Source organism: Wolbachia endosymbiont (group B) of Eupithecia inturbata, assembly GCF_964030915.1.
GTDB lineage: Bacteria > Pseudomonadota > Alphaproteobacteria > Rickettsiales > Anaplasmataceae > Wolbachia.
The window spans coordinates 1,158,473-1,181,124 of record NZ_OZ034987.1 but is presented as its reverse complement, the minus strand read 5'-3'; the positions used below and the strand labels follow the sequence as shown (position 1 = coordinate 1,181,124).

At 32.8% G+C, this 22,652-nt stretch carries 20 protein-coding genes and 7 pseudogenes; 14 read left to right on the top strand and 13 right to left on the bottom strand.

The window, feature by feature from the left end; genetic code table 11:
* Positions 1-9 precede the first annotated feature (9 nt).
* Positions 10-471: a type II toxin-antitoxin system RatA family toxin gene (locus ACQH21_RS05600; protein ID WP_006013504.1), complete on the top strand. Its 462-nt coding sequence runs from the start codon at positions 10-12 to the stop codon at positions 469-471.
* Between the two features lie 14 nt (positions 472-485).
* Positions 486-1,217: a thioredoxin domain-containing protein gene (locus ACQH21_RS05595; RefSeq protein WP_425384053.1), complete on the top strand. Its 732-nt coding sequence runs from the start codon at positions 486-488 to the stop codon at positions 1,215-1,217.
* A 28-nt stretch (positions 1,218-1,245) separates the two neighbouring features.
* On the opposite strand, the gene ACQH21_RS05590 is transcribed toward ACQH21_RS05595, so the two are convergent.
* Positions 1,246-1,524: a DUF2671 domain-containing protein gene (locus tag ACQH21_RS05590; protein WP_007302334.1), complete on the bottom strand. Its 279-nt coding sequence runs from the start codon at positions 1,522-1,524 to the stop codon at positions 1,246-1,248.
* 252 nt (positions 1,525-1,776) lie between these two features.
* Here ACQH21_RS05590 and ACQH21_RS05585 point away from each other — a divergent pair.
* From ACQH21_RS05585 to ACQH21_RS05575, 3 pseudogenes are all read left to right on the top strand, one after another.
* Positions 1,777-2,304 (top strand): annotated as a pseudogene (locus ACQH21_RS05585) (O-methyltransferase); the annotation flags it as partial.
* A gap of 79 nt (positions 2,305-2,383) precedes the next feature.
* Positions 2,384-3,537, top strand: a pseudogene (locus ACQH21_RS05580) (IS3 family transposase).
* Positions 3,538-3,575: 38 nt separating this feature from the next.
* A pseudogene (locus tag ACQH21_RS05575) lies at positions 3,576-3,734 on the top strand (O-methyltransferase); the annotation flags it as partial.
* On the opposite strand, the gene ACQH21_RS05570 reads toward ACQH21_RS05575, so the two are convergent.
* A complete protein-coding gene (locus tag ACQH21_RS05570; protein ID WP_010403901.1) occupies positions 3,706-4,359 on the bottom strand; it encodes a glutathione S-transferase family protein in 654 nt (217 codons plus the stop codon). The pseudogene ACQH21_RS05575 and the gene ACQH21_RS05570 sit on opposite strands and share 29 nt — an antisense overlap.
* Positions 4,360-4,679: 320 nt before the next feature.
* On the opposite strand from ACQH21_RS05570, the gene ACQH21_RS05565 reads away from it, so the two are divergent.
* The 3 genes from ACQH21_RS05565 (at position 4,680) to ACQH21_RS05555 (ending at position 6,950) form a co-directional block, all read left to right on the top strand.
* Positions 4,680-4,994: a transposase gene (locus ACQH21_RS05565; RefSeq protein WP_395461231.1), complete on the top strand. Its 315-nt coding sequence runs from the start codon at positions 4,680-4,682 to the stop codon at positions 4,992-4,994.
* Between the two features lie 164 nt (positions 4,995-5,158).
* Positions 5,159-5,395, top strand: coding sequence for a transposase (locus ACQH21_RS05560; RefSeq protein ID WP_425384052.1), 237 nt, complete (start codon positions 5,159-5,161; stop codon positions 5,393-5,395).
* Positions 5,396-5,801: 406 nt separating this feature from the next.
* Positions 5,802-6,950 (top strand): hypothetical protein, encoded by a 1,149-nt coding sequence (locus tag ACQH21_RS05555; RefSeq protein WP_425384051.1) that lies wholly within the window; start codon positions 5,802-5,804, stop codon positions 6,948-6,950.
* 44 nt (positions 6,951-6,994) lie between these two features.
* Here ACQH21_RS05555 and ACQH21_RS05550 read toward each other — a convergent pair whose 3' ends face one another.
* From ACQH21_RS05550 to ACQH21_RS05520, 7 genes are all read right to left on the bottom strand, one after another.
* The gene (locus ACQH21_RS05550) at positions 6,995-8,236 is read right to left on the bottom strand and encodes a citrate synthase (RefSeq protein ID WP_425384050.1); all 1,242 of its coding nucleotides are present in this window, start codon (positions 8,234-8,236) and stop codon (positions 6,995-6,997) included.
* 78 nt (positions 8,237-8,314) lie between these two features.
* On the bottom strand, positions 8,315-8,584 hold the full coding sequence (gene rpsT / locus ACQH21_RS05545) for a 30S ribosomal protein S20 (RefSeq protein WP_007302369.1): 270 nt from the start codon (positions 8,582-8,584) through the stop codon (positions 8,315-8,317).
* 43 nt (positions 8,585-8,627) lie between these two features.
* Positions 8,628-9,353: a lysophospholipid acyltransferase family protein gene (locus tag ACQH21_RS05540; protein ID WP_029237643.1), complete on the bottom strand. Its 726-nt coding sequence runs from the start codon at positions 9,351-9,353 to the stop codon at positions 8,628-8,630.
* Positions 9,354-9,409: 56 nt separating this feature from the next.
* Positions 9,410-10,396 (bottom strand): site-specific tyrosine recombinase, encoded by a 987-nt coding sequence (locus tag ACQH21_RS05535; protein WP_425384049.1) that lies wholly within the window; start codon positions 10,394-10,396, stop codon positions 9,410-9,412.
* A gap of 371 nt (positions 10,397-10,767) precedes the next feature.
* Entirely contained in the window at positions 10,768-11,403 is a 636-nt protein-coding gene (locus ACQH21_RS05530) for a DnaA ATPase domain-containing protein (RefSeq protein WP_015588224.1), read from the bottom strand.
* Between the two features lie 18 nt (positions 11,404-11,421).
* On the bottom strand, positions 11,422-11,583 hold the full coding sequence (locus tag ACQH21_RS05525; RefSeq protein ID WP_012481963.1) for a hypothetical protein: 162 nt from the start codon (positions 11,581-11,583) through the stop codon (positions 11,422-11,424).
* Positions 11,580-12,617 carry a reverse transcriptase domain-containing protein gene (locus ACQH21_RS05520; RefSeq protein WP_425384048.1) on the bottom strand — a complete coding sequence of 346 codons (1,038 nt, stop codon included), beginning with the start codon at positions 12,615-12,617 and terminating at the stop codon, positions 11,580-11,582. Before ACQH21_RS05520 ends, ACQH21_RS05525 begins: the two co-directional genes overlap by 4 nt.
* A gap of 123 nt (positions 12,618-12,740) precedes the next feature.
* Here ACQH21_RS05520 and ACQH21_RS05515 point away from each other — a divergent pair, with 123 nt between their 5' ends.
* Positions 12,741-13,613 (top strand): IS982 family transposase, encoded by an 873-nt coding sequence (locus ACQH21_RS05515; RefSeq protein ID WP_425383942.1) that lies wholly within the window; start codon positions 12,741-12,743, stop codon positions 13,611-13,613.
* A 220-nt stretch (positions 13,614-13,833) separates the two neighbouring features.
* Here the strand turns inward: ACQH21_RS05515 and ACQH21_RS05510 are convergent, their stop codons facing one another.
* Both ACQH21_RS05510 and ACQH21_RS05505 read right to left on the bottom strand, forming a co-directional pair.
* On the bottom strand, positions 13,834-14,106 hold the full coding sequence (locus ACQH21_RS05510; protein ID WP_425384047.1) for a reverse transcriptase N-terminal domain-containing protein: 273 nt from the start codon (positions 14,104-14,106) through the stop codon (positions 13,834-13,836).
* Positions 14,107-14,739: 633 nt separating this feature from the next.
* Positions 14,740-14,985, bottom strand: a pseudogene (locus ACQH21_RS05505) (PD-(D/E)XK nuclease family transposase); the annotation flags it as partial.
* Positions 14,986-15,105: 120 nt separating this feature from the next.
* Here ACQH21_RS05505 and ACQH21_RS05500 point away from each other — a divergent pair.
* The 4 genes and pseudogenes from ACQH21_RS05500 to ACQH21_RS05485 form a co-directional block, all read left to right on the top strand.
* The gene (locus ACQH21_RS05500; RefSeq protein ID WP_425384046.1) at positions 15,106-15,615 is read left to right on the top strand and encodes a helix-turn-helix domain-containing protein; all 510 of its coding nucleotides are present in this window, start codon (positions 15,106-15,108) and stop codon (positions 15,613-15,615) included.
* A gap of 216 nt (positions 15,616-15,831) precedes the next feature.
* Positions 15,832-16,803 carry an IS110 family transposase gene (locus tag ACQH21_RS05495; RefSeq protein ID WP_425384015.1) on the top strand — a complete coding sequence of 324 codons (972 nt, stop codon included), beginning with the start codon at positions 15,832-15,834 and terminating at the stop codon, positions 16,801-16,803.
* Positions 16,804-16,920: 117 nt separating this feature from the next.
* A complete protein-coding gene (locus ACQH21_RS05490) occupies positions 16,921-17,388 on the top strand; it encodes a helix-turn-helix domain-containing protein (protein ID WP_425384045.1) in 468 nt (155 codons plus the stop codon).
* 300 nt (positions 17,389-17,688) lie between these two features.
* Positions 17,689-17,910 (top strand): annotated as a pseudogene (locus ACQH21_RS05485) (IS6 family transposase); the annotation flags it as partial.
* A gap of 42 nt (positions 17,911-17,952) precedes the next feature.
* On the opposite strand, the pseudogene ACQH21_RS05480 reads toward ACQH21_RS05485, so the two are convergent.
* Positions 17,953-19,183: pseudogene (locus ACQH21_RS05480) on the bottom strand (IS256 family transposase).
* Positions 19,184-19,251: 68 nt separating this feature from the next.
* On the opposite strand from ACQH21_RS05480, the pseudogene ACQH21_RS05475 reads away from it, so the two are divergent.
* Positions 19,252-19,419 (top strand): annotated as a pseudogene (locus ACQH21_RS05475) (IS256 family transposase); the annotation flags it as partial.
* Here ACQH21_RS05475 and ACQH21_RS05470 read toward each other — a convergent pair.
* Entirely contained in the window at positions 19,364-22,552 is a 3,189-nt protein-coding gene (locus ACQH21_RS05470) for an ankyrin repeat domain-containing protein (RefSeq protein ID WP_425384044.1), read from the bottom strand. The pseudogene ACQH21_RS05475 and the gene ACQH21_RS05470 overlap by 56 nt on opposite strands.
* Positions 22,553-22,652 lie beyond the last annotated feature (100 nt).

The following is a 22,652-nucleotide window of genomic DNA, read 5'->3' as shown; positions in this document are numbered from 1 at the left end:
TTTAGGTTTATGTTACACCAATATAAAGAACAAGGTGTTTTTTTCTGTTCATCTCATGAGATATTTCAAGTTGTAATTGACGTTGAGAAGTATCCTGATTTTGTTCCTTGGTGCAAAGCTGTTTATATAAAAGAAAAAACTGATAGCCAAATGATTGTGGACCTCCTTGCAGCTTTTCATGGCATTAAAGGAAGTTACACATCAGAAGTGACCTTTCTTTCTCCAAATGGAGCAAATAAAAGTTGGATAAAAGCTGTGTCGTCAAATGGAATATTTAAACATTTATACAACGAATGGAAATTCACTCCTATAGATGAAAGTAAAACTATGGTAGAGTTCTATATAAAGTTTGAATTTAAATCCAATTTGTTTTCCGCCTTATTAAACTCAGTTTATAAATACACACAAAGTAAAATAATTGCTGCATTTAAAGACAGAGTAGAAAGTGTTGCCGAGAAAAAGTTATCTTGACATTATTTATATAAATGCATAAATTCTTTAATAAGTTAAGTGTTTCCATTGTAATGATTTTTAGATTATTGTTCTTACTTATTTTTATAAGTGTTAGTTATTATGCAGCTATTGAACAAAACTTACCCAACACTCAAAAAACTGATGAAATAACATCAAAAGAACTACTGTCACTACTGCCTGATGATAAATTATTAGGTGATCCAAAAGCACCAATTTTAATGATAGAATATGCTTCGCTCACTTGTTATCACTGTTCTCTTTTTCATAAGAAAGTTTTTCCTAAAATCAAAGAAAAGTACATAGATACAGGTAAGATGTTATACATATTCCGTCATTTTCCTCTAGATTACAGAGGATTAAAAGCTGCAATGCTAAGTTATTGCTATGAAAAAGAAGAAGACTATTTTAATTTTAACAAAGCTGTGTTTAATGCAATAGACTCGTGGAACTACTCTAATTTTAGTGATTTAACTATACTACAAAAAATTGCTGCACTAAGCAATTTGAAGCAAGATGTATTTAACCAATGCATTAATGATAAAAAGATGATGGACAAAATTATAAATGATAAATCACTTGCAATTAATAAACTTGATATCACAGCTACTCCTGTATTCATCATCAAGCTTAACGATGACAAATCATATGTAGAGAATGGTAAAATCAAACATGAAGGGTATAGAGAGCTGGAATACTTCACTAATGTAATAGATGAGTTATATGGAAAAGCTATAGTGAAGTAATAACACTGTAGCTTACCATATAAAAACCCTATGCTGAATCATTATTTTTTGATACTGTTTGTTGCTTTTTACGCTCAAACTCTCTTTTTTTACTGTGCCAAGCATAATAATACATAGCAATTTTATTCTCTATTAATACTATCGTTCCATCATAAAATTGGACCATATCCATAACTTTTTTCTGAGCTTCGTTAAAGCGTTCTTTGTACTTCTCGCGATAAGCTGGATTGTGCAGTAATTTCACTCCTTCATTATTATTAGACTTCTTGCTTAACGTTTCAACTTCGTTAGCAATGTTATAAGACATATAACCCCCTCTAATTGATTATAAAAATTACATTTTATAAGAGAGATGTAAATAAACGATCCCTTAATTCTAGTATAACAATTGGTTATTATACTAGTTAACTATAGTAAAATATATAATAATCTTTGTCACTTAAAATTTTACTTTATAAAATAACAACTTAAAATAAAAAATTTTATTATTCTTAACCCTATTGTTATATTTATAAATCTTATATAGATTAAACCTCCTTAGTTTATATTATAAAACTTAATGCGTCATAACTTTAGCAGAAAATCGTTGTACATAAGAAGCTTATTTGCAAAAGAGTATAAAAAAATAGAAGAACATTGTACTCTTGATAAGAAACAACGTATTCAAATCACTCCTGAAGAAGGAAAATTATTAAATTTATTTATCAAAATCCATAAAGTTAAAAGCATAGTTGAAATTGGCACGTTATATGGTTATTCGTCAATTTGTATGGTAAAAGCTTTACCGAAAGATGGTCATATATATACAATAGAAAATAATCCTCAACACTCAAGAATAGCAAAAAAAAATTTTAGTGCTTTTAATCTAAGTGATAAAATTACTCTAATAGAAGGTGATGCACTGGAAAAAATTAATGAATTATCAGCAAAGGCACCATTTGACATGATATTCATCGATGCTGATAAAAGTAGTTATCCTAAGTATTTAGATTGGGCAGAGTCATACATTAAACAAGATGGGCTAATCGTTGCAGATAACACTCTATTATTTGATACAGTATTTTTAGAATCTCCTCCAAAAGAAGTATGACCTTACCCAGAAAAAGTAGACAGAAAGTTAAGACGTTTTTGAAGTAAAATAAAACGTTTTTTCAAAGAGGTGTGGTATGACAAAAAGAAAAGAATATACAGCAGAATTCAAAATTGAAGCTATAAGACTAGTAAAAGAAACAGGTCAATCATCAGCAAAAATAGCAAGAGATTTGGGTATTAGCGGTGATTCATTAAGCAGATGGGTAAAAACATACAATGATAGAATGTCTGGAGTAGATGCGTTTCCAGGAAAAGGGAAAGTAGCTCATTGTGACAAAGAAAAGTTTGATTTAAAGAAAGAGCTGGCAAGAGTAACGAGGGAAAGAGACATTTTAAAAAAAGCCCTGGGATATTTTGCAAACCAAAAAGAGTAAAATATTCTTTTATAAAAGAACATGAAAACTGCTATAAAATACGGGAATTATGCAGATTTTTGAACGTATCTGCTTGTGGTTATTATAAATGGATTACTAAGGAAAAAAACAACAAAAAATCAATAAGAGAAGAGCTCATACAAGATATTCAGAAGGTATATCGAGCATCACAATGCAGATACGGAGCTCCTAAAATTCACGCTGAATTAAAGGCTTTAGGTAAAAATTATAACATCAAAACAGTGCAAAATGTTATGCAGAAAAATGGCATTCAAGCTAAGCTTAGACGAAAGTTTAAAAGTAAAAAACCACAAATAGACAATAGAGTTATAACTCCTAACATATTAAATCAGAATTTCATCGCTGATCAACCTAACAAGATATGGGTAACTGATATTACGTACATAAAAACTAATGAAGGATGGTTATATTTGGCAGCAATAATAGATTTATATTCACGCATGGTGATTGGCTGGTCAATGAGTAATGCAGTAAATAGGCAATTAGTTATAGATGCGTTATTCATGGCTATTGGTAGGCGCAAATCTGCTAAAAATCTACTATTTCATAGCGATCAAGGATCGCAATACACCTCTAAAAATTATCAATTTTTACTAAGTACAAAAAATATTACTTCTAGTATGAGTCACAAAGGTTGTTGTTATGATAATGCTGTTTCAGAGAGCTTTTTTAGTTCACTTAAGAGAGAGTTACTCATTGATACTTCACAACACTCTGCACAACAAGCTAAAACCGCAATATTTGAATATATAGAAATTTTTTATAATAAACAGCGTAGACATTCTACTATTAACTATTGCATTCCTGAGCTTTTTGATTCATCATTCTCATAGCAAAAACGTCTTAACTTTCTGTCTACTTTTTCTGGGTAAGGTCAGTATCAGAAAAGTCATGGCATGCTATGAGAGAGTTTAATGATAGATTGTCAGATGAAAAAAAATATTTCTCCATATTGATTCCTACTGACGAAGGAATGACTGTAGCTTTAAAACTAACGCAAGTTAAAAATCAAGGTCAGCGTAATGTCTAGGGGGAGTTAAGCCAAAAACTCTCTCTAATAATATTTCGCGAAAACAAGGCCTTGATTTAACAATGGAGTACCATTCTTTTAAAATCTTACTTTTTTCCCATGGGAAACTATTTACGTAGTCTATTATAGAAATATGTGATGCTAAAGTAATATCGGCTAAAGTGAACTTATCGGTTGCAAGCCAAACGTTCTTGTTAATTAAGTGTTCGATGTATTCCATATGGCAAGGCAGGTTATTCTGAGCTGCATGAAGAAATCTAGAGTCAGGGCTGCGGTTAGTAATTACTTTTTCATTCATAATATACTTAGTAACTTCATTGTAAAATTTGCTATCGAACCAATTGATTAAAGCGCGTATTTTAGACTTAATAATAGTGGATGAACCAAGTAATTTGACGTCGCTATTGTAAGTCTCTTCTATATATTCACAAATGGCATTACTATCCGCTATTACAAAGTTATTATCTATTAATACTGGTACTTGTCCGATTGGATTGATCTCCATGAATTCATTCCGCTTTTCCCATGGATTTTCATATACCAAATCACAACTCAGCTTTTTTTCCTTGAGAAGAGCTCTAACTTTTCGTGAAAACGGACAAAGAGGAAAATGATATAAAATCATAATATTCCTCTTTTGTTATTCCAATACCTATATGTTGTCATTCCAGTACGTGACATTGGAATCTAGCTTATTTCATTATGGACATTACTTTTAACATATACTCCTAGAATCCATTGTCCATTGTATAATTTCCAAATATTTTTATACTTGAATCCCAGTACAACTGTACGAACATTGTAGTCTGAGAGCAATCCCCACCGGAAGGGTGTCATTTCAGTGCGTGACACTGGGATGGCTTTGTTGCATCGCTCAAGTGAAAAGAACTGGCAGTTACTGACAAAATTCATTATAAATAGCCATTTAACTGTTGAAGAAAAAATATGCCACAAAAAATGAGAGTCAGTAACTGCCATGAATATAACAAATTTCTCCAAGAAAGAGGAAGCATTTTTTGTTATATCAATGACGCCATAGAAAATTGGTACGAGAATTGTCCAAAAATGCAGGGTGGCAACTATATTTATAGTGATAAAGTTGTGATTTTAGTGCATATAATCGTCAGTTTCTTTAGAATTGGTTTAAGACAAACAAGTCGGGTTTATAAAAGGGTATTTGCAACAAATAGGAAGAGATTTGCAGCTATTCACAAGCATCAAAAAAAACTTAATATTAAGATAAATGATTGCAGAAAATAATATAGAAGATATCGAAATTGCTATAGACAGTACAGGAATTAGTATATACAACGACACACAGCAAGGAAAATAGCACTGACAGAGTGGCTATGAGCAAACGAGAAAATTGCACGTAATGTTAAATATAAACAACAAAAAAGCCATAGCTGTAAAATACAGTAACGGTGTCTACTCTGACCACTTGCGATTTGCTTGAAGAAGTTAATTTTCAGCACAAAATAAAAGCATTATATGCAGATAGGGCATACGATAGGCAAAAACTTTATAAATTGTGTAAGAAATACGATATAAAAACAAAAGTTCTACCAAAAAAGGATGCAGCAGAACATTCAAAAATAGATTATATGTCTGACAGGAATGCTGCTATTAGGTTAAAAAATTATACGGTGAAGATGGCATGAAAGAATGGAAAAAGAAGTAAATTATGGGAAAAGATCTTATATTGAAGGGTTTTTCTCAAGATTAAAGCAAATATTCGGATTTAGTTTTAGGAATAAATCTGAGATAAATTGAGAAAAAGAACTAAATGCTATTTGCTTAATAAATTCACTGATATTGGTGTGGATAAATTTGAGATAGTTACATGAATTTACCATAAATCACCATCTCATAAAGTGTGATGCAACAAAGCCATCCCAGACTGGGATGACAGGAAAAAAAGGCATTCTGATGACACTATTAGTGATGATTGTTTTTATACAGAGTTTTTTCCTTTTAACTCTTACCAAAAGAAATTGCCTGAAGGTAATAAATTTTTGGTGCCAATGAGGAAAGAGGTGGTTTCTAATCTAAAGTTTTTACTAGCCAATGAAATCGCGCGATTTGCAACAGATCTTATTAAAGAGCAAAAAAAAAGAAGACAAAAAATCGGAACTAGGTTTTGAGGAGCTACCAAATGATATAGAGAAGGAGATAGAAAAGTATGTAGATTATAATATAATTGATGAAGTCTTTGATAAGGGATCTTATCTATATGGTGCGGAGTGTGTTGATAGAAATTTGCAACGTTCTTTTGTAGATTTGCTCTCATCGAGGATAACAGGTTATGAAAATGGTCCTAAAAAAACTAAGGATTTTTTAGAAGAGAAAGGAAATTATGTATATCTAAAGAAAAGCATTTTTGATAATCCTAAGCTTGTTAAAGACATAGTAAAGCATATAGTATCTCTGACATGCCGTTGTTTTGATACTCCAAATACCGAGGATGATAATCCAAATACCGAGGATGAAATGAATAAAACTCTGAAGTTCGCAATTGTTGATTTAATTTGTAAGGCACTACCGCACCTACCAATTGATTCTATGTGGCATACTTCCCATAAAGAAAGTGAAGATGAGTATTCAATTTTGGCTCCTGTTATTGATTATGATAATTACATAGAGTTTTTAAATGAAAAAGAAGTTGATCATATTAATAATAAGGTGTTTGGTGGTACAAAAGTATTGCGTGATGTAAAAGATGATATTGCAGAAAGAGGTCTGCCAACATATGGTGACGGACGAATATATGCAATAGACTTTTTTAACCGAGACATTGCTTACTGCGTGATGGATAAGATCATAGAGAGCTCTGTAATCAATGAGGATTATAAACTGTCCATTGATCCTGCGCGTGTGCCAGCTATGAAACCACAAACTCTTGCCCCTTCTGAAGAAAAAGTAGGGACGGATGGACCAAGTGCAGATAGTGGTTTTGGTGATTCACCTAAGAATTCAGTTATAGGTAAATCACATGCTAAAAACTCAAGCAAATTCCTTAGGCCCGACTACTATGGTGAAGGTAAAGGTGGGGATGATGCTTCGGCTAAAGATAGTGGCTTTGGCCCTTCTTCAGCACGATCTTCTTTTAATAAGCCCAAAACAACATTTAACCAACCTTCTATATCACAGCCTGACCAATGTTCTGCAAAAAAGCAGACATCAACTAGTAAAAAATCAATTTGCTGTATTTTATAGCTAAAGAAAATTAGACTATTTGAGGACGAATTGTGAATGAAAGTTTATTTGCCAAGGTATAGCTGCCTTGGCCTACAAATCTTGGTTTCTTTATCGTTTACCATTTCATACCACTGGGCAACCCAACCAGTGGTTCTTGCAAGTGCAAAAATGGGTGTAAACATACTTGAAGGGATACCGATAGCATTCATTATTATACCTGAGTAAAAATCAACATTTGGATACAACTTACGTGTAATGAAATACTCATCCTTTAAAGATATTTCTTCAAGTTTTTTTGCAATTTTAAGTAATTTATTGTTTTGCTCTAGTTTGCTTAAAATCTCATGACAAGCATCCTTTAATATAAGCGCGCGCGGATCATAGTTTTTATAAACACGATGTCCAAATCCCATTAGCTTAAATGGATCTTTATCATCTTTAGCTTTCTCAATGAATCTATCTACATCTCCACTTTGCTCTATCTCTTTTAGCATATTTATAACTGCCTCATTAGCTCCACCGTGTGCTGGACCCCAAAGTGTAGCAACTCCTGCAGACAGGCTTGCAAATAGATTAGAACCAGCTGACCCTACCAATCTGACAGCTGCTGTAGAAGCATTCTGTTCATGATCAGCATGAAGAGTAAATATTTTATCCAGAGCTTTTACAAAAAGGGTATTATTAACAGCACTGCCAAATATCATATTTAAGAAATTCTCACTATAACTTAATTTATTATTAGCATTTATGAATTCCTGATTGTTGATATGTCTATAAATCATTGCAACAATTGCAGGAACTTTTGCTATTGCAGAAATTCCAAAATCTAAATCTTCACCATTGACATTGTTGCCATGCATTTCATGGTAAGACGCTGACAAATTTGCAAAACATGCAACTAAAATCGACATAGGGTGAGCAGTTTTTGGAAATGCTTTGATTACATTTGTAACTTGCTCTGATACTTTGGATGATTCTTGTATTTTGAGAAGAAATTTTTTGTGTTGCTCTGAACTGGGTAATTCACCATAGAGCAATAAATAAATCACAGCAGTAAAATTATTATTCTCTGCCAAATCAGCTATATTATGTCCCCTATATTTAAGAACTCCTTCATCTCCATCAATGAATGTAATTGTAGAAGAGCATGAAGCTGTAGAAACAAACCCTGGATCGTAAGTGAATAATCCTGTCTTCTTATATAAATCCTTGATATTTAACACGCCAGGACCTACTGTTCCATTTAATACGGGTAGATCAATTTTTGACCCATTACTTAGTTCCAATAATGCTTTTTTATCCATCACTTAAGCTACTTAATTTTATACAGAATATACAAACTGAAGAGTATAATTAATACAGCTAACTTTACATTAACCGTATTAAGCGGTCATCAATGCTTTTACTTTTGCATTTAAGCGACTTATTTTACGCGCAGCGGTATTCCTATGAATGACACCTTTATTTACACATTTATGTAAATTGGATTCAGCATTCCGAAATGCCAAGACAACATTCTCTTTATCACCAGACTTGATTATATCAACTAATCTTCTAATAGCAGTACGAGTTTTGCTTTTTCGCATCTTATTTACTAAAGTACGCTTTGCTATTACCTTCATCATTTTTTTAGCACTCTTATGATTTGCCATATATTAATACCTGTACTTTTCTTTTAATTATAAAGTTTTTTTGTTAATTTGCAATATCAGTTTTTTCTGCAATTAATCTACTACTTCTTTCTTCAATGATTTTTTCTAAACTTTGCAAGAATTCATTTTTGTTTAACCCAGGATATATGGGAGGTAATATTTCTATTACCGCCTTTCCGGGATTCTTTCTCAGAGAAAGTATGCTTTTTGGCCAAAACAAACCAGTGTTTAAAGCAATCGGTAACACAGGAACAGATAATACGCTATATAAAGCAGCAATACCCGATTGATATTTTATATTTTGGTTTATAGTTGTTCTTGTACCTTCAGGAAATATTATTATGCCTCTATTTTCTTTTATACACACTTTTGCTAATTTCATGATATGACGCACAGAACTAATACCATCTGAGCGGTTAATAAAAATCATTTTTAATGCCATGAGATGCAAACCAATGAATGGAATCCATTTCAATTCACGTTTTAAAATAAAAACTGCTTTTCTAAAGAGTAGTATAAAAATAAATGTTTCAAATGGAGATTGGTGTTTAGATGCAATTATAAAAGGTTGCTTAGGAATGTTTTCCATTCCCCTCACTTCATATTTAATGCCACATAATAAACGCAACATGAATAATACAACTCTCACCGAGCAAACAAGGAAAATGGTTATTACACACTCAGGAAAGAAAATTACAGGGAGAGTAATTAAAGTATAGAATACTTCCCATAATATAAGGAGTAAATTAAATAATAAACTTGCAATCACAAACACACGTAAACTTATTTGAATTTAACTTTACTACAAAACTAAAAGCAATAAGTTTAATTATTGATCATCTGAGTAATAGGATGAGAATCAGCTAATTTGTCCTTTAACTTTTCGTTAGCAATATGAGTATATATTTGTGTTGTAGAAAGATTAGTATGGCCAAGAATTTTTTGTATCAGCACAATATTTGCTCCGCTATTCAGTAGATGGGTAGCAAGAGAATGCCTAATCACATGTGGAGAGATTTTATTTTCATCAATATCGCACTTTCTTGCTAATTCCTTTATTAATTGACCAACTCTTTGCCTTGTAATTGGTTTATTAGGTTTATCACCTGGGAATAGCCAATCAGATTTTTTGTTGTTAGGGAGCAGATTGTCACTAATTGATAAATAATCTTTAAGGCTTTGCAATGCTTGTTGATTAAAAAAGATTTGCCTTTCTCTGCCACTTTTTCCCTTTATTATTATGTAGCCTTCCTTACCATTACTGTTTACTAAATGTGATACTTCACATAACTTCATATTGATTAGTTCAGAAACACGCATCCCGGAAGAGTAAAGAATATCTAAAATTGCACATAGCCTTTTACTGCTTATCTCTTTATTCGATCCGCTTGCTGATTTTTTTACTGTTTCCATGAGCAAAAATATTTCTTGAACACTTAAATACTTAGGCAAAGGACGGGAAACCTTTGGATTTCTTAATTCATTATCATTAGCCGGTGCTGGATTAAAATCTATTATTCCATCATTAAATAGGCACTTATAGAAATTTTTGATAGCAGATATTTTTCTTGATATAGAGCTAGTTTTATATTTCTTTTGTGTACGTAAAAAGTTTACATAATCTTTAATATTAGCTTTACTTGCACCAACTAAGGTAGTGCCTCCTTCTAATAAAAATTTTTCAAGTTGGTGTAAATCTGAACGATAACTTTCCAAAGTATTTTGTGTAGAGGATTTTTCGGAAACCAAAGTATCTATGTAATACGTTATGTAAAGATCCTCTTTTTTATTTTGTGGTTGTTTATTTTTCATTATCAGCTCCTATATTTATTTCTTTGACTATAATTTGATTGAAAGTATTTTTTGTATTTTTTATAAGAAAATATGAGATAAATAAAACATTTATCAATAAAGTAAGTACTACAAACCTTTGTTTTAACCTTTTTTTTAAATTTGATCTTATTTTTACCATATTTCAATTATAACATCAAATCTATAAAAAACATCCTGTAAAGTAAGTTTTACTATCATATAAAATATCCCTTAGCTATGTCTGTTTATGCTTATTACATCATAGCATTTATTATAATTTTAACATAAAGAGATAGTGATTTCAACTTCATTATTGTATGGGTATTAATAAATCTTTAATATATATAACAAATGTCTTGCAGCAGAAGGAATCACTTGGGACTTTTTTTTAATAAAGTGTTAATAAAAGGAATGGTTACATTTGATCCTATGGATTCACTATCTATTTTTTCTATAATTTTATTAATGCTGTGGAAAGAACGTTCTATTCTTGCTAGAATATAATTAATCACTTTTAAATCAATTTTTAACTGTTTATCTGAAAATCGTTTTATTAGCATAATTCTTAATAATTCCTCGCTTGCAGGCAAAATTTTTACGCTGGTAGTTGACAATATTCGGGAGCTTAAATCTCTTAGTTTGAAGTTAAGCTTTTTTGGTGAAATTGAAGAAGTGATTAGCAGTCTCTTATCATTTTCTTTCATATAATTATAACAATGTAACAACATTTCCTCATCTTTAATGTTTTGTACATCCTCTAAAATAAACGCATCGCTATACCTAATTTCGCTTACAAAATTATTCACATTGATAAAAATTGCATTGTTTATTGATTGCCAAATATGAGCAAGGTGAGTTTTTCCAGAGCTGTTAGGTCCAAAAAGAATCAGGCATTTCCAAGATAAATCGTTAACTATTGAGTTATATACGTGCTTATTTTCGTCTAAGGTGATATAGTTTTGCCAGCAATAATCAACTTGATTATTGCTAAATAAATTTAATTGCACGTAAAGCCTCTTACATTACTACTTTTTGATAATAATTTTTGCATAAAAATTTACTTGGTCAGGTAAGGAAGCAGTATTACTACTACCCCCTCCCTTAGAAACGCAGCATGCAGGTTTCCCCACACTACGCTTGAGCCCCTTATCTAAGTTCTTCTTTTCTAGAACCGGCTTGTCCTTCATGATTCCTCAGGAAACATCATTCTTAATGGTGACACCAACAGTAGAGAACCTTCTCTTGAGAAAGAGCTTGCTAACATTCTTGTTCGTTTCACTCTCTCATCAAAATACTTTTTCCATTTTAAGTCAAGGGGATTTGCATCCGCTCTGATTTTAACATGTCGTCTGATAGGTATATCAATCAGCTTAAGCAGTCTTAAATACCGTATCTCTTTTGGTTTGTTCTTGCATATGGGTGCAGCAAAAACCCATTGGCGTTGACCCATTACTTTGAAGTAACGATTCTTTATCCAACGTAATCCTTTACGAGGATGTCTTTTCTTTGCCCATTTCCATAAACTATGCCAAATTTCATTGTCGATCTTTCTAAACGCTTTTTTAGCACACACATGGTGATAGTAATTTCCCCATCCTCTCAGTAGAGAGTTGAGTGACTTAATTACTATAGCCTGAGTGTTCGCTATATTTGCTTTTATCAATGTACGTGCTTTATTAAGAAGTCTTTTAATACTTTCTTTCGAAGGTTTAATAATTAACTTCTTATTATATCTACGTACATTACAACCAAGAAAGTCAAACCCTGTTGTGATAGATGTAATCTTTGTCTTCTCTTCTGACAGAATTAAACCTCGCTCATGAAGAAAAGATGATACTAAAGGCTTAACTTCCTTTTCCAGTACTTCATGTGTGAAACCTGAAATAATAAAGTCGTCTGCGTATCTGATTACATTCACTCCACTTCTGATTTTGTTTCTTTTTCTACTGCCGAGTTTACCAAATCGACTTTCCAATAACTTTTCAAGTCCGTTTAAGGCTAAATTGGCTAGTATTGGAGAAATTATACCACCTTGCGGGGTACCTGCAGTTGTGGGATACAGAGTTTTTGATTCTAGGAAGCCAGCTTTTAACCAACTATGCAGAATTTTTTTCTCCATAGGAATATGCTTCATAAGCCATTCATGATTAATGTTGTCAAAGCATCCTTTGATATCACCTTCAAGTATCCATTGTAGTTGATTACGACTTGCCAGTAACAAATGACAAGCTACTGTAGCATCTGCACAGGATCTTTTAACCCCAGTTGCGGATTAGAAATCAGTGAAAAAGCCAGGAAAATAGGGTAACCTCGGAAAATTATTTACAAAATAGAGAGGTTACCAATGAATGAAAATATAACAGAATTATTTTGCCTGATCGACGATTTTTGCAATTCAGTTGACAAGAATTTTGCAGAAAAACTTCTACCAAGTAGCAAAAAACCAACCAGGACGCCAGAGATTACGCATTCAGAGATTCTTACCATAATATTGCTATATCACCAATCCAAGTGCGACAATTTTAAAATTTTCTATGTGCATTATTTGAAATTATTATACGAATCAGCGTTTCCAAAATTGCCATCCTATAGTAGGTTTATTAGGCTAAAATCTAGGGTTTTATGGTATTTAGTGCTCTTAATGCAATGGTTTTGCGAACAGTCAAAAGTGACAGGGATTTCGTACATAGATGCAACATCTATCGCTGTTTGCCATCCAAAAAGGACCTCGAGAAATAAAGTTTTCAAAGGGTTGGCAAAGATTGGAAAGACTACCTATGGGTGGTTTTTCGGTTTTAAACTACATCTAGTAATCAACGAAGCTGGCGAAATTCAAGGGGTTACGGTGACAAAAGGCAACATTGATGATAGAAAACCTGTGCCAAATTTAACTCAGAAATTGACTGGATTATTGTTTGGAGATAAAGGATATATCAAAAAAGATCTTTTTCACGAATTATTCGATAGAGGGTTAAAGCTTGTAACCAGTATAAAAAAGGGTATGAAAAACTCATTAATGGCGCTAAATGAGAAGATTTTGTTAAGAAAAAGATCGATTATTGAGACAGTTTTTGGCTCTCTGAAAAACAACTTTGAGATTGAGCATACAAGACATAGATCACCGATAAATTTTTTGGTACACATTTTTTCTACGCTTGTTTCATATTCCATGCAGCCGAAAAAGCCCTGCATTTCTAAGCTTTACTTCGTTGGCTAATCCGCAACTGAGGTTTTTAGGTCTAAAGCCATAGGAGTGACGATCACTGATCGTTTCAGCTATCGGTTCCAGAGCAAACAGATATAATGCTTGCATGGCTCTATCTTTTATCGTGGGTATTCCAAGAGGTCTTCTTTTGCCATTAGATTTACTGATATAAATCCGTTTTAGCGGAGAAGGTTTATATCCTCTTTGCTTTAACTGCTTTATTCCTTGAAATTTAGCATTGCAAGTTGACCATAGTTGACGATCTACACCCGCTGTGTTTTTTTCCTTGGTTTTCAGTTACTCTCTTAACAGCCAAAGCTTTTCCGCTAAAAGAGCGTGTGAGAAGATGTTGTAAAGTTTTTACCTTACCCCATCTTCCTTCTTGGACAGCCTTAACAATACGTCTTTGTAGCCTCACAATAACTTTCTGGCAGTTCTTCCATGGCAACTGCTTCCATGCTTCAAAGCTTTTGGTAGATGCACTTACAGGTTTACTTGTAATCATCTGCTTTCCTACCTTAAGTGGTTAACAAAGTTTCTTGTCACGAGGGACCAAACGGAAGTCTGCTCGTTTTCACGCGAATTAATGTTACAAATTCTATCCATTTCGTTACAAAATGGCATTCGCTTTCTCCATTCTCCTTTACCTGCACTTCCATCAGCATTCCTTGCGGTTTGCTTGCCATGTAGGCGAAAATACAGGCTTACCCTGTTTCTCCAGTCATACAATAGTGGGTTAGGTGGCTTCTCTATACCGGTGGAGTTATTATTTGCGTACATCTAGAAATGAAAAATGTAACTTATCCACATTACCTTTTGGTCAGAGCTTATCAGCATCTTTAGCTCTTTCATCGTATCGGTACTTATAAAGCTTCACTTACGTTCACCATACCACTAGCCTAGCCCTCCAACCACATGATGCTTGCAGTTTATGCCCCTCTCACGATTGAGCATCTTCTTTTTCAAGAGGAGGTTCATTGTCCGCATCGCTTGGCACCAACCGGTTGCCCGATTCGCACTGATGCGTAGACTCAGACGGCAAAACATCTGGTTTAATAAGTTTTAGAATCCTTTCAGTTTCTTTCTGAATGAATTCCTCTCCTTTTAAACAATATGACCGAAGACTTTCAGGTCGCACCATCTCTATAATGTATCTTGAACCTTGAGAGTCCTTGCACAGAACATCAACAATACTCTGCTTATCAGAGGCAATTTCAGGATCCATAATGGTGCTAAGGAATTCGACATCTTGTATAGTATTTATTTCAGTAAATCCCAAAATATCATTCAAAAAATGGATAAGGATATTCTTATTTTTTTCAGTACCGAAGATTTTCTTAAATGTTAAATCTAATTTCGGATCAAGAAACTTGGAAAGAGCCATGATAAGTTAACCTAGAAAGCATTAATAATTATACACAATTGTGAAGAAATATTCAACTAAAATGCAAACATAGAAGTTTTTGTATATCTTTATTTGATAGTATTAACCTATATAATATTTATGGCAAATATCTCGATAAGGTATCAGATAGCACAAAAGGTAAGGAGCTGGAGGTTAAAGAGAAAATATACTCTAAAAGATTTAGTAGGCAAAGCAAACATAAATTATCATACACTGCTAAGATACGAGCAAGGAACATGCGGCATTCCAACTGAAAAGCTAAAAGTTATAGCCGAAGCGTTATCAATTCCTATTAGAAATCTCTTTCCTGGGCGAAAAGTACTAAAAGAAAGCAGTTGTTTTGACAAAGCTAAGATCCAGGAAATGTATAATTTCATAGAAAAATACAAAAGAATAGAAGGACGCAAAGCAATTTATGCATTAACCAAATCTATCCGAACTGAGGAAGAAAGTAATATAAAAGCAGCAAGAATAAAAATTGCAAAGGATCTAGTTAAGGTAGGGCTTGATACTGAGATTATCTATCAAGCAACAGGCTTATCAACCGAAGAATATGCTGATAAAGAGAGATACGAGCCAAACAGAGGACAAGAGATAAAAAAGTTGTAAGTTAAAAATGTGATATAAAAGAGATAAGAGGGAAAGATAGCCCTACTCACTATAGGAATAGAGCTATCACGGGCGTGTGCGACCGAAAAAAAGTTGGTATTACAACCGTTTCCATCAAGGTACACTAGCCCATCTCTCGATACGTTTGAATAGTTGTGTGGGACATATATATGCACCCGTTTACAATCTTAAATTAATAAAACTATCGAGGTTATAATGGTTAGATCTTATCAAAATTTTATTGGTATTGACATCGGAAAATTCAAGAATGTTGTTGCAGTTCACAAGCAGAAGAATGCTGTTGAATTTGACAATAATACTTCTGGTTGGCAACAATTGTGTCAAAAGTTCTCAGATATCTTACCTAATTCTTTAGTGACTTTAGAAAATACAGGAAAATATGAGCTTGGTTTGTCACATTTTCTTATTGACAAGAATATCACCGTACATCGAGCTAATACCCGTAAAGTAAAAAGTTTTATTTTATCTCACGGAACTTTAGCAAAATCCGATAAATCAGATGCAAGAGCTCTTGCTCAATATGGATTTGAACGCCATAGAACTCTCTCTCTATTTGTACCTACTTCTGAAAAACAATCAACCTTAGTTGCACTTTGTCAACGTCGTGATGACATCACGCAAATGAGAACTCAGGAAAAATGTAGACTGGAAGCACCTGAAAACGACCATATAAGAGAAAGTTGTCAAAAAACTATTGAATTTTTTAATGGCCAAATAGATGAACTAAATAATACTATACAAAGAATCATTGATGAAAGTCATGAGTTACAAGAACATCAAAAAATCCTTAAAACAGTTCCTGGAATAGGTAAAAAGTTATCACAAGATTTTCTGTGTTTAATACCGGAGCTTGGTTACTTAAACAGAAGGGAAGTAGCAAGTCTTGCTGGAGTTGCACCTCATCCTAGGGAAAGTGGTAAAGCTGTTGGTTATCGAAGGATTATAGGTGGTAGAAGTAATGTCCGTAAAAAGCTTTTTACAGCTGCCATGTCTGCTGCAAGGTCCAAATCTGTACTTGGTGCCTTTTATTCTAAGCTTGTTGAAAGTGGTAAGAAGAAAATGGTAGCTATAACAGCTCTAATGCGGAAAATCATAGTAATTGCTAATGCAAGACTTAAAGAAGCAATTAATTTGCATACTCTCACAACGGTGACTGAAATTGGCTAATGAATATGTGCGTCTACACAGACTTAAAGCACATATTCATTAGCTAAACAGAAATTATTATGGCAGCTGTTTGATATAAAATTTTATTTCTATGACACACGGGTTTTTATTGTCCACATGATTGAACAAAGTTACAGAATTACACAAATAAAAAATTTTTTAAAAAACATAGTTGATGGAAGAGGCTATACGCAAGAAGAATTAGCAAAAAAGCTTAATATAGGACCTTCACAGATACATCACTACGAGCAAGGGAGTGTTACGATTTTAAGTGAAAGGTTATGGGAAATAGCAAGAGAATTATCAGTGGATGTTGAAGATTTGATAAAGGAATATAAAGAAAATGATTGCAAAGATGGTGAAGCAGAAAATGAATTATTAAGTTGGGCAAGAGAATATAGAAAAATTGATAATCAAGAATCACTAGATGAACTGAATATATGGGTAGAATTTTTATTGCAAAGAAAGCAAATTTACAAAGAGAAGATTGATAAAGTAGAGGAAATGAAAGTTGCAAATAATTTACTCAAGTTAGGTTTTTCTACTGATGTTATTTCTAAAATAGTAACAACTTCTTTTACATAAAGAATTAATTTTCAATTAGATAAAATAAGCATCTGTTAATATCTTAATTTCTTGATGAAAAAATAAGTAAAAAAGATTGAAAAATTGATTTGACTTCACTCGAAAGCTATGGCCTTATGCCAATGCTGATAAAAAACAGCAGTAAATAATTAAAAACAATTTGTTATTAACGAGGAGTATATTTTATGAATAATGGTAAAAAACTTACAGAAGAAATTGAGAGAGTACTACAAAGGGTTCTGTCGCATTTGTAGGGAAGTAGAAAGAAGAATGATATAATTGTCTAAAAAAAAAGCAAAGATGTTTCGTATCAATCAAAAATTGTTGCCATATTTCAAAGGATTTAGCTTTTCAGCGGATGTTATCTGTATACATGAAATGTCGATTCTCTTTGAGCTATCGAGATTTGGAAGAAATGATGAGTATAAGGGGAGCAAAATGCTACGTTACAAAGGTGGGTTATCACCACTGATAGATGAGGCAGTAAGGAAAAGAAAGAAGCAGGTTGGTAGTAGTTGGAGAGACTTACAGGGAATGTTCAAAAAAGTGTGTCAAAGCGAATTTTTAGTTCAACTCAATTTTTAACCTATCAGGAAAAAAGATATCAAGTTGAGATATAGTTAGAGCCCAATTAGGCAAAGCCATAGCCCATTTTTGCTCTATCTTTTTTATAGCACAATATACCAATTTGTACAAGGCATTTGTACTGGTAAATGAACCTTTGGTTTTAGTAAATTTTCTGATTTGTCTGTGCAACCCCTCAATTGGATTGGTGGTATAAATTAGCCTTCTAACAGGGCCAGAATACTTAAAATAACTAGACAAATTTTCCCAATTGTTTTGCCACGATTTTATGACTAAAGGATATTTTTCACCCCATTTTTCCTCCAGTTCAAGTAAATAATTTTCGGCGATTTCTCTACTTGTAGCACGGTATATTTTTTTCAAATCATTCATAAAAACTTTTATATCTTTGCTGGATACGTATTTTAGTGAATTTCTTATTTGGTGCACAATGCATAACTGTACCTCAGCATTGGGAAATACGCTATTTATAGCTGTAGGGAAGCTTTTCAGACCGTCAACACAAGCTATCAAAATGTCTTCTACTCCTCTCTCTTTTAAGTCATTTAATACGCCTAGCCAGAAGTTAGCTCCCTCACTTTCTGCTAAGTAAAAACCCAGTACTTCTTTTCTGCCATTTTGGTCTATTCCTAATATATTGTACATGCATTTACTTATGCAATGTCCATTCTCTTTGACCTTAAAAAACATCCCATCCATAAATACTATCGGGTATACTGATTGTAGGGGACGACTCCTCCATTCATTGATTATAGGCAGTAATTTATCTGTAATTCCAGATATCTCTGCTGCAGATATTTTATGGTCATAGATTTCTTCCACATAGGATGCTATATCCCTGTATCCCACACCGCTTGCAAACATGTTCAAGACCTTTGTTTCAAGTTCTGGATGTAAGCTTGTTTGCCTTTTTTTCACTATCTGTGGTTCGAAACTTCCCTCTCTATCTCTTGGTGTCAATAGTTCAAATACTCGTCTTCAAAGTTTTGCCATTCTTTCCGTTTCTTCGATTCTTTTCTTCTCTTTCATTGGATAAATGATGCTCTATTTCACCTTCTAGACTTGCTTCCAGCAGCCTTTTTACAAATGGTGTTAATGCTCCATCTCTCCCCATCAATGGTTTACCTTCCCTTATTGATGACAGTATATTTGCTTCCAGCTCTTTGTAATCTACCAGGCCAGTCGTTCCATTTTCTATTTTGTAACTCATATATCAAACCTCTATTTTTTGTTTCTATTTTATTTTTATTTCTCGGTTTGACACACTTTTTTGAACATTCCCAAAACCAAGGTTCATTTACCAGTACAAATGCCTTGTACAAATTGGTATATTGTGCTATAAAAAAGATAGAGCAAAAATGGGCTATGGCTTTGCCTAATTGGGCTCTAACTATATCTCAACTTGATATCTTTTTTCCTGATAGGTTAAAAATTGAGTTGAACTAAAAATTCGCTTTGACACACTTTTTTGAACATTCCCTTTTCTTTTTTTAGGTAGTGTATGTTCATCAAATGTCTCTAGGTTTCTTTTATGTGATTGTGTTTTTAAGTCTGGAGCTAAGTGCATATCTTCAAGATAATAAATAATTTCTTCTGAGTTAGAATATACAATAACATAGTCCAAAAGACTCATATTTTTTTCATCTTGTCTATCTATACTAGCTCCTTTCTCTATAAGGTATTCAACAATATCTAACTGACCATGCATAACAGCAAAGTGCAAAGGACTCTCACCTTCTTTGCTACGTAGATTTATATTAGCTCTTTTCTCTACAAGATATTTCACAATATCCAATCTACCATATATAACAGCAAAGTGCAAAGGACGCATGTTATTTTTATCCTTTATATTTATACTAGCTCCTTCCTCTACAAGGTATTTAATAATATCTAAGTGACCATATATAGCAGCAAAGTGCAAAGGACACATACTATCTTTGTTTAATGATTTTATTATAGCCCCTTGCGCTACAAGGTATTTAGCAATATCTAAGTGACCATATACGGCAGCAAAGTGCAAAGGATTCATACCTTTTGTGTTATTTAGATTTACATCACCCCCTTTCCTTACAAGATGCTGAACAGTACCTAAGTGACCATGTATGATAGCATAATCTAAAGAAGTAAAATTCTTTTCATCAATAGCATTAATAACTTTACTTAATTTATCAGGATATATTTTCTCTAATATCAGCTTAATAACCTTTTCATTACCATCTTTGGCTAGCAAATGTAAGATAGTACCTCCATCATAAATAGAATCAATAAATTCATTAACTAATCTACTATATTTACTTGCATGACTCCAAACAGACTTAACGTGATTTGGATTCGTAAGGCAAAATGATGTCATCATTTCTCTTAAAGTTTCTTCTTCTATTCCTGTTCGTTCTTTCTCTACTCTTACTGTTTTTTGTATCCCTTTATGAACTCTTGCTATTGACTCCTCTAGCTCAATCACTGAAAACTTATTGAGTAGATTAAGAGCATCCAAAACTTGTTGCTTACCTTTTTCTGATTTCTTCTGGAGGAAAATTTCTTCTATATCAATTTGATTGGGATCCAAGTAAGCCATATATGATACAATATCATGCGATTGCTGCCCAACATTTTTTTCTCTTCTTATTTTATTAAGGTTAAGCTTCAAAGTTGTAAATAATTCTTTGGTGATACCTAATGCTTCCAAAAGATCAGGATTTGATTTTTGTATTGCTTCATTATAGCGTTTTAGATATTCGCTAATACTAATCTTTTCTTGTTTTATATATGCTGCTCCTTGCACCAAAGCTAATGGTAGATAATTCAACGCTTCTGCTAACTCTACTAGATAGCGATTCTCTAATTTATCTTTTATCCCTAAGGCCCTTTCAATAAATGTTATAGCTTCTCCTAGAGAAAATCCATCATTCAACTGTGTCTTTTCTATTTCTTTTTCCCAATTCTTGCTACGAGAAGTAATTAAAACGTAAGGCTTTTCTCCATGAAAAAACAAATTAGGAAAATAGGATGGTAAAAATTTTTCGATCTCCTTATACTTACTGGTGTTATCAAAGATGAAAAGACTTTTTACGTCTCGAAAATACTGGTATACATCCTGGACAATAGATTCTATTTCTCTATCTCGAACAACATTAAAATCCATATCATTATCATTTTCTGTAGGAATTTCTAATTCTTTAGCTAAATTACGAAATGAATTGAAAAGAGTGTCATATGTTTTAGCATTTATCCATATAACTTTTGTCCAAATATTACTCTCCTTACTATATGCGTAGCTTCTAGCTAATTCACTTTTTCCTGTTCCATATTCTCCATTAATCAAGACCATTCGTGACAGTTCTACTTCTTGATTTTTACTATCTAACTTCTTTTTTAATTCGTCTAACATCACTTCTCTTTTTATAAAGAATTTTGGTAAATAGCCCAAATTAAAGGAAAATGTATTTTTACCTTCTTTTTCATGAAGTATTCGTAAATTTCTGATTTCTTCACGCAGTTCTTGTATATCCTTTTTTTTTGCTGAATCGTTTTCATTGATCTCTTTTAATATACTACTAGCCAATCCTTTCTTTTTTTCCTCATCTAAAATACGCACATACTCTCTTTTTTTAGATGTTGCACTAAGTACATATTTTTGTTCTAACTCTTCCCAATTTTCTAATTCCCACGTAAAGGGAAGCCGATAGCCGTATTTTTCAGCAAAGTCATGCTCCTTCAATTGATAATACTTAATAATCTCACCCTCTGCTTTCTCTATTCCCACCTTTTCATATAACTCTGAAGTCATCAACATTTCACCACTTTGTTTATCTTTTACTTGATGTCCAGTACGTGTAGTAAACGGGTACTTTCTTTTTGATTTACCTAAAATAACACCTTTAGTTATGTGAAGATTGGGAAATTCTCCTTTCTCGTTGCAAGATGTAGTGTAATTTATTACTCTGGATACAGTATCCATTGCTAACTTCTCAATCCCCCTATTACAAGACAACTGATTAGTATCCACAATTTTAGTGAATTGCTTCTCAAAACTTTGAAAAATTTCCAAGCCAGCTTCTATTAAAATCTTTCTTAAGTTACCTTCTGAAGGCGCAACTATTGTAGAAAATATTTTTGCTTTTTTCCTATGTTGGTTTGTAGAAACAAAACTCACACACTCCATAACTTGAGAAGTACCTACTTTCTCCACACTTGGTGGAATATAATTACCCACAGTTGATACAACCTTAGCTACTACTTTACCTGTTTTACGTACTTTTGAACCTGGTTTTGCTTCTTTAGAACATTCAGATAGTTTTTCCTCGAATTCTTTAACAAAAGTCTTAACAAAAAAAGTTGCTTTTTTCACTATTTCATCACTTGTAATGCTTATACAGCTAAACATTTCTTCATCATCAGTCGATGTACTACTGCTGCCTATAGATGAAGATCTTGTTACTCTAGGGCTCTCCTGACTTCGTCCACACTGAAGTTCTTCACTAGATAATATATTTTCATAATCAACTATTGCTGATCCAGCATCTACATAATCCATTTGATTATCTGCTACTTGTTCTCCTATATTTTCTTTACCTAACATAAAGCCGCCTATATTTTAATATTCATATTTTGATTGTTTTGTCGTAAACCTCTTTTCTGAAGATTGATTTCAACATTTGATTCTTATGCAGCTGTACCAA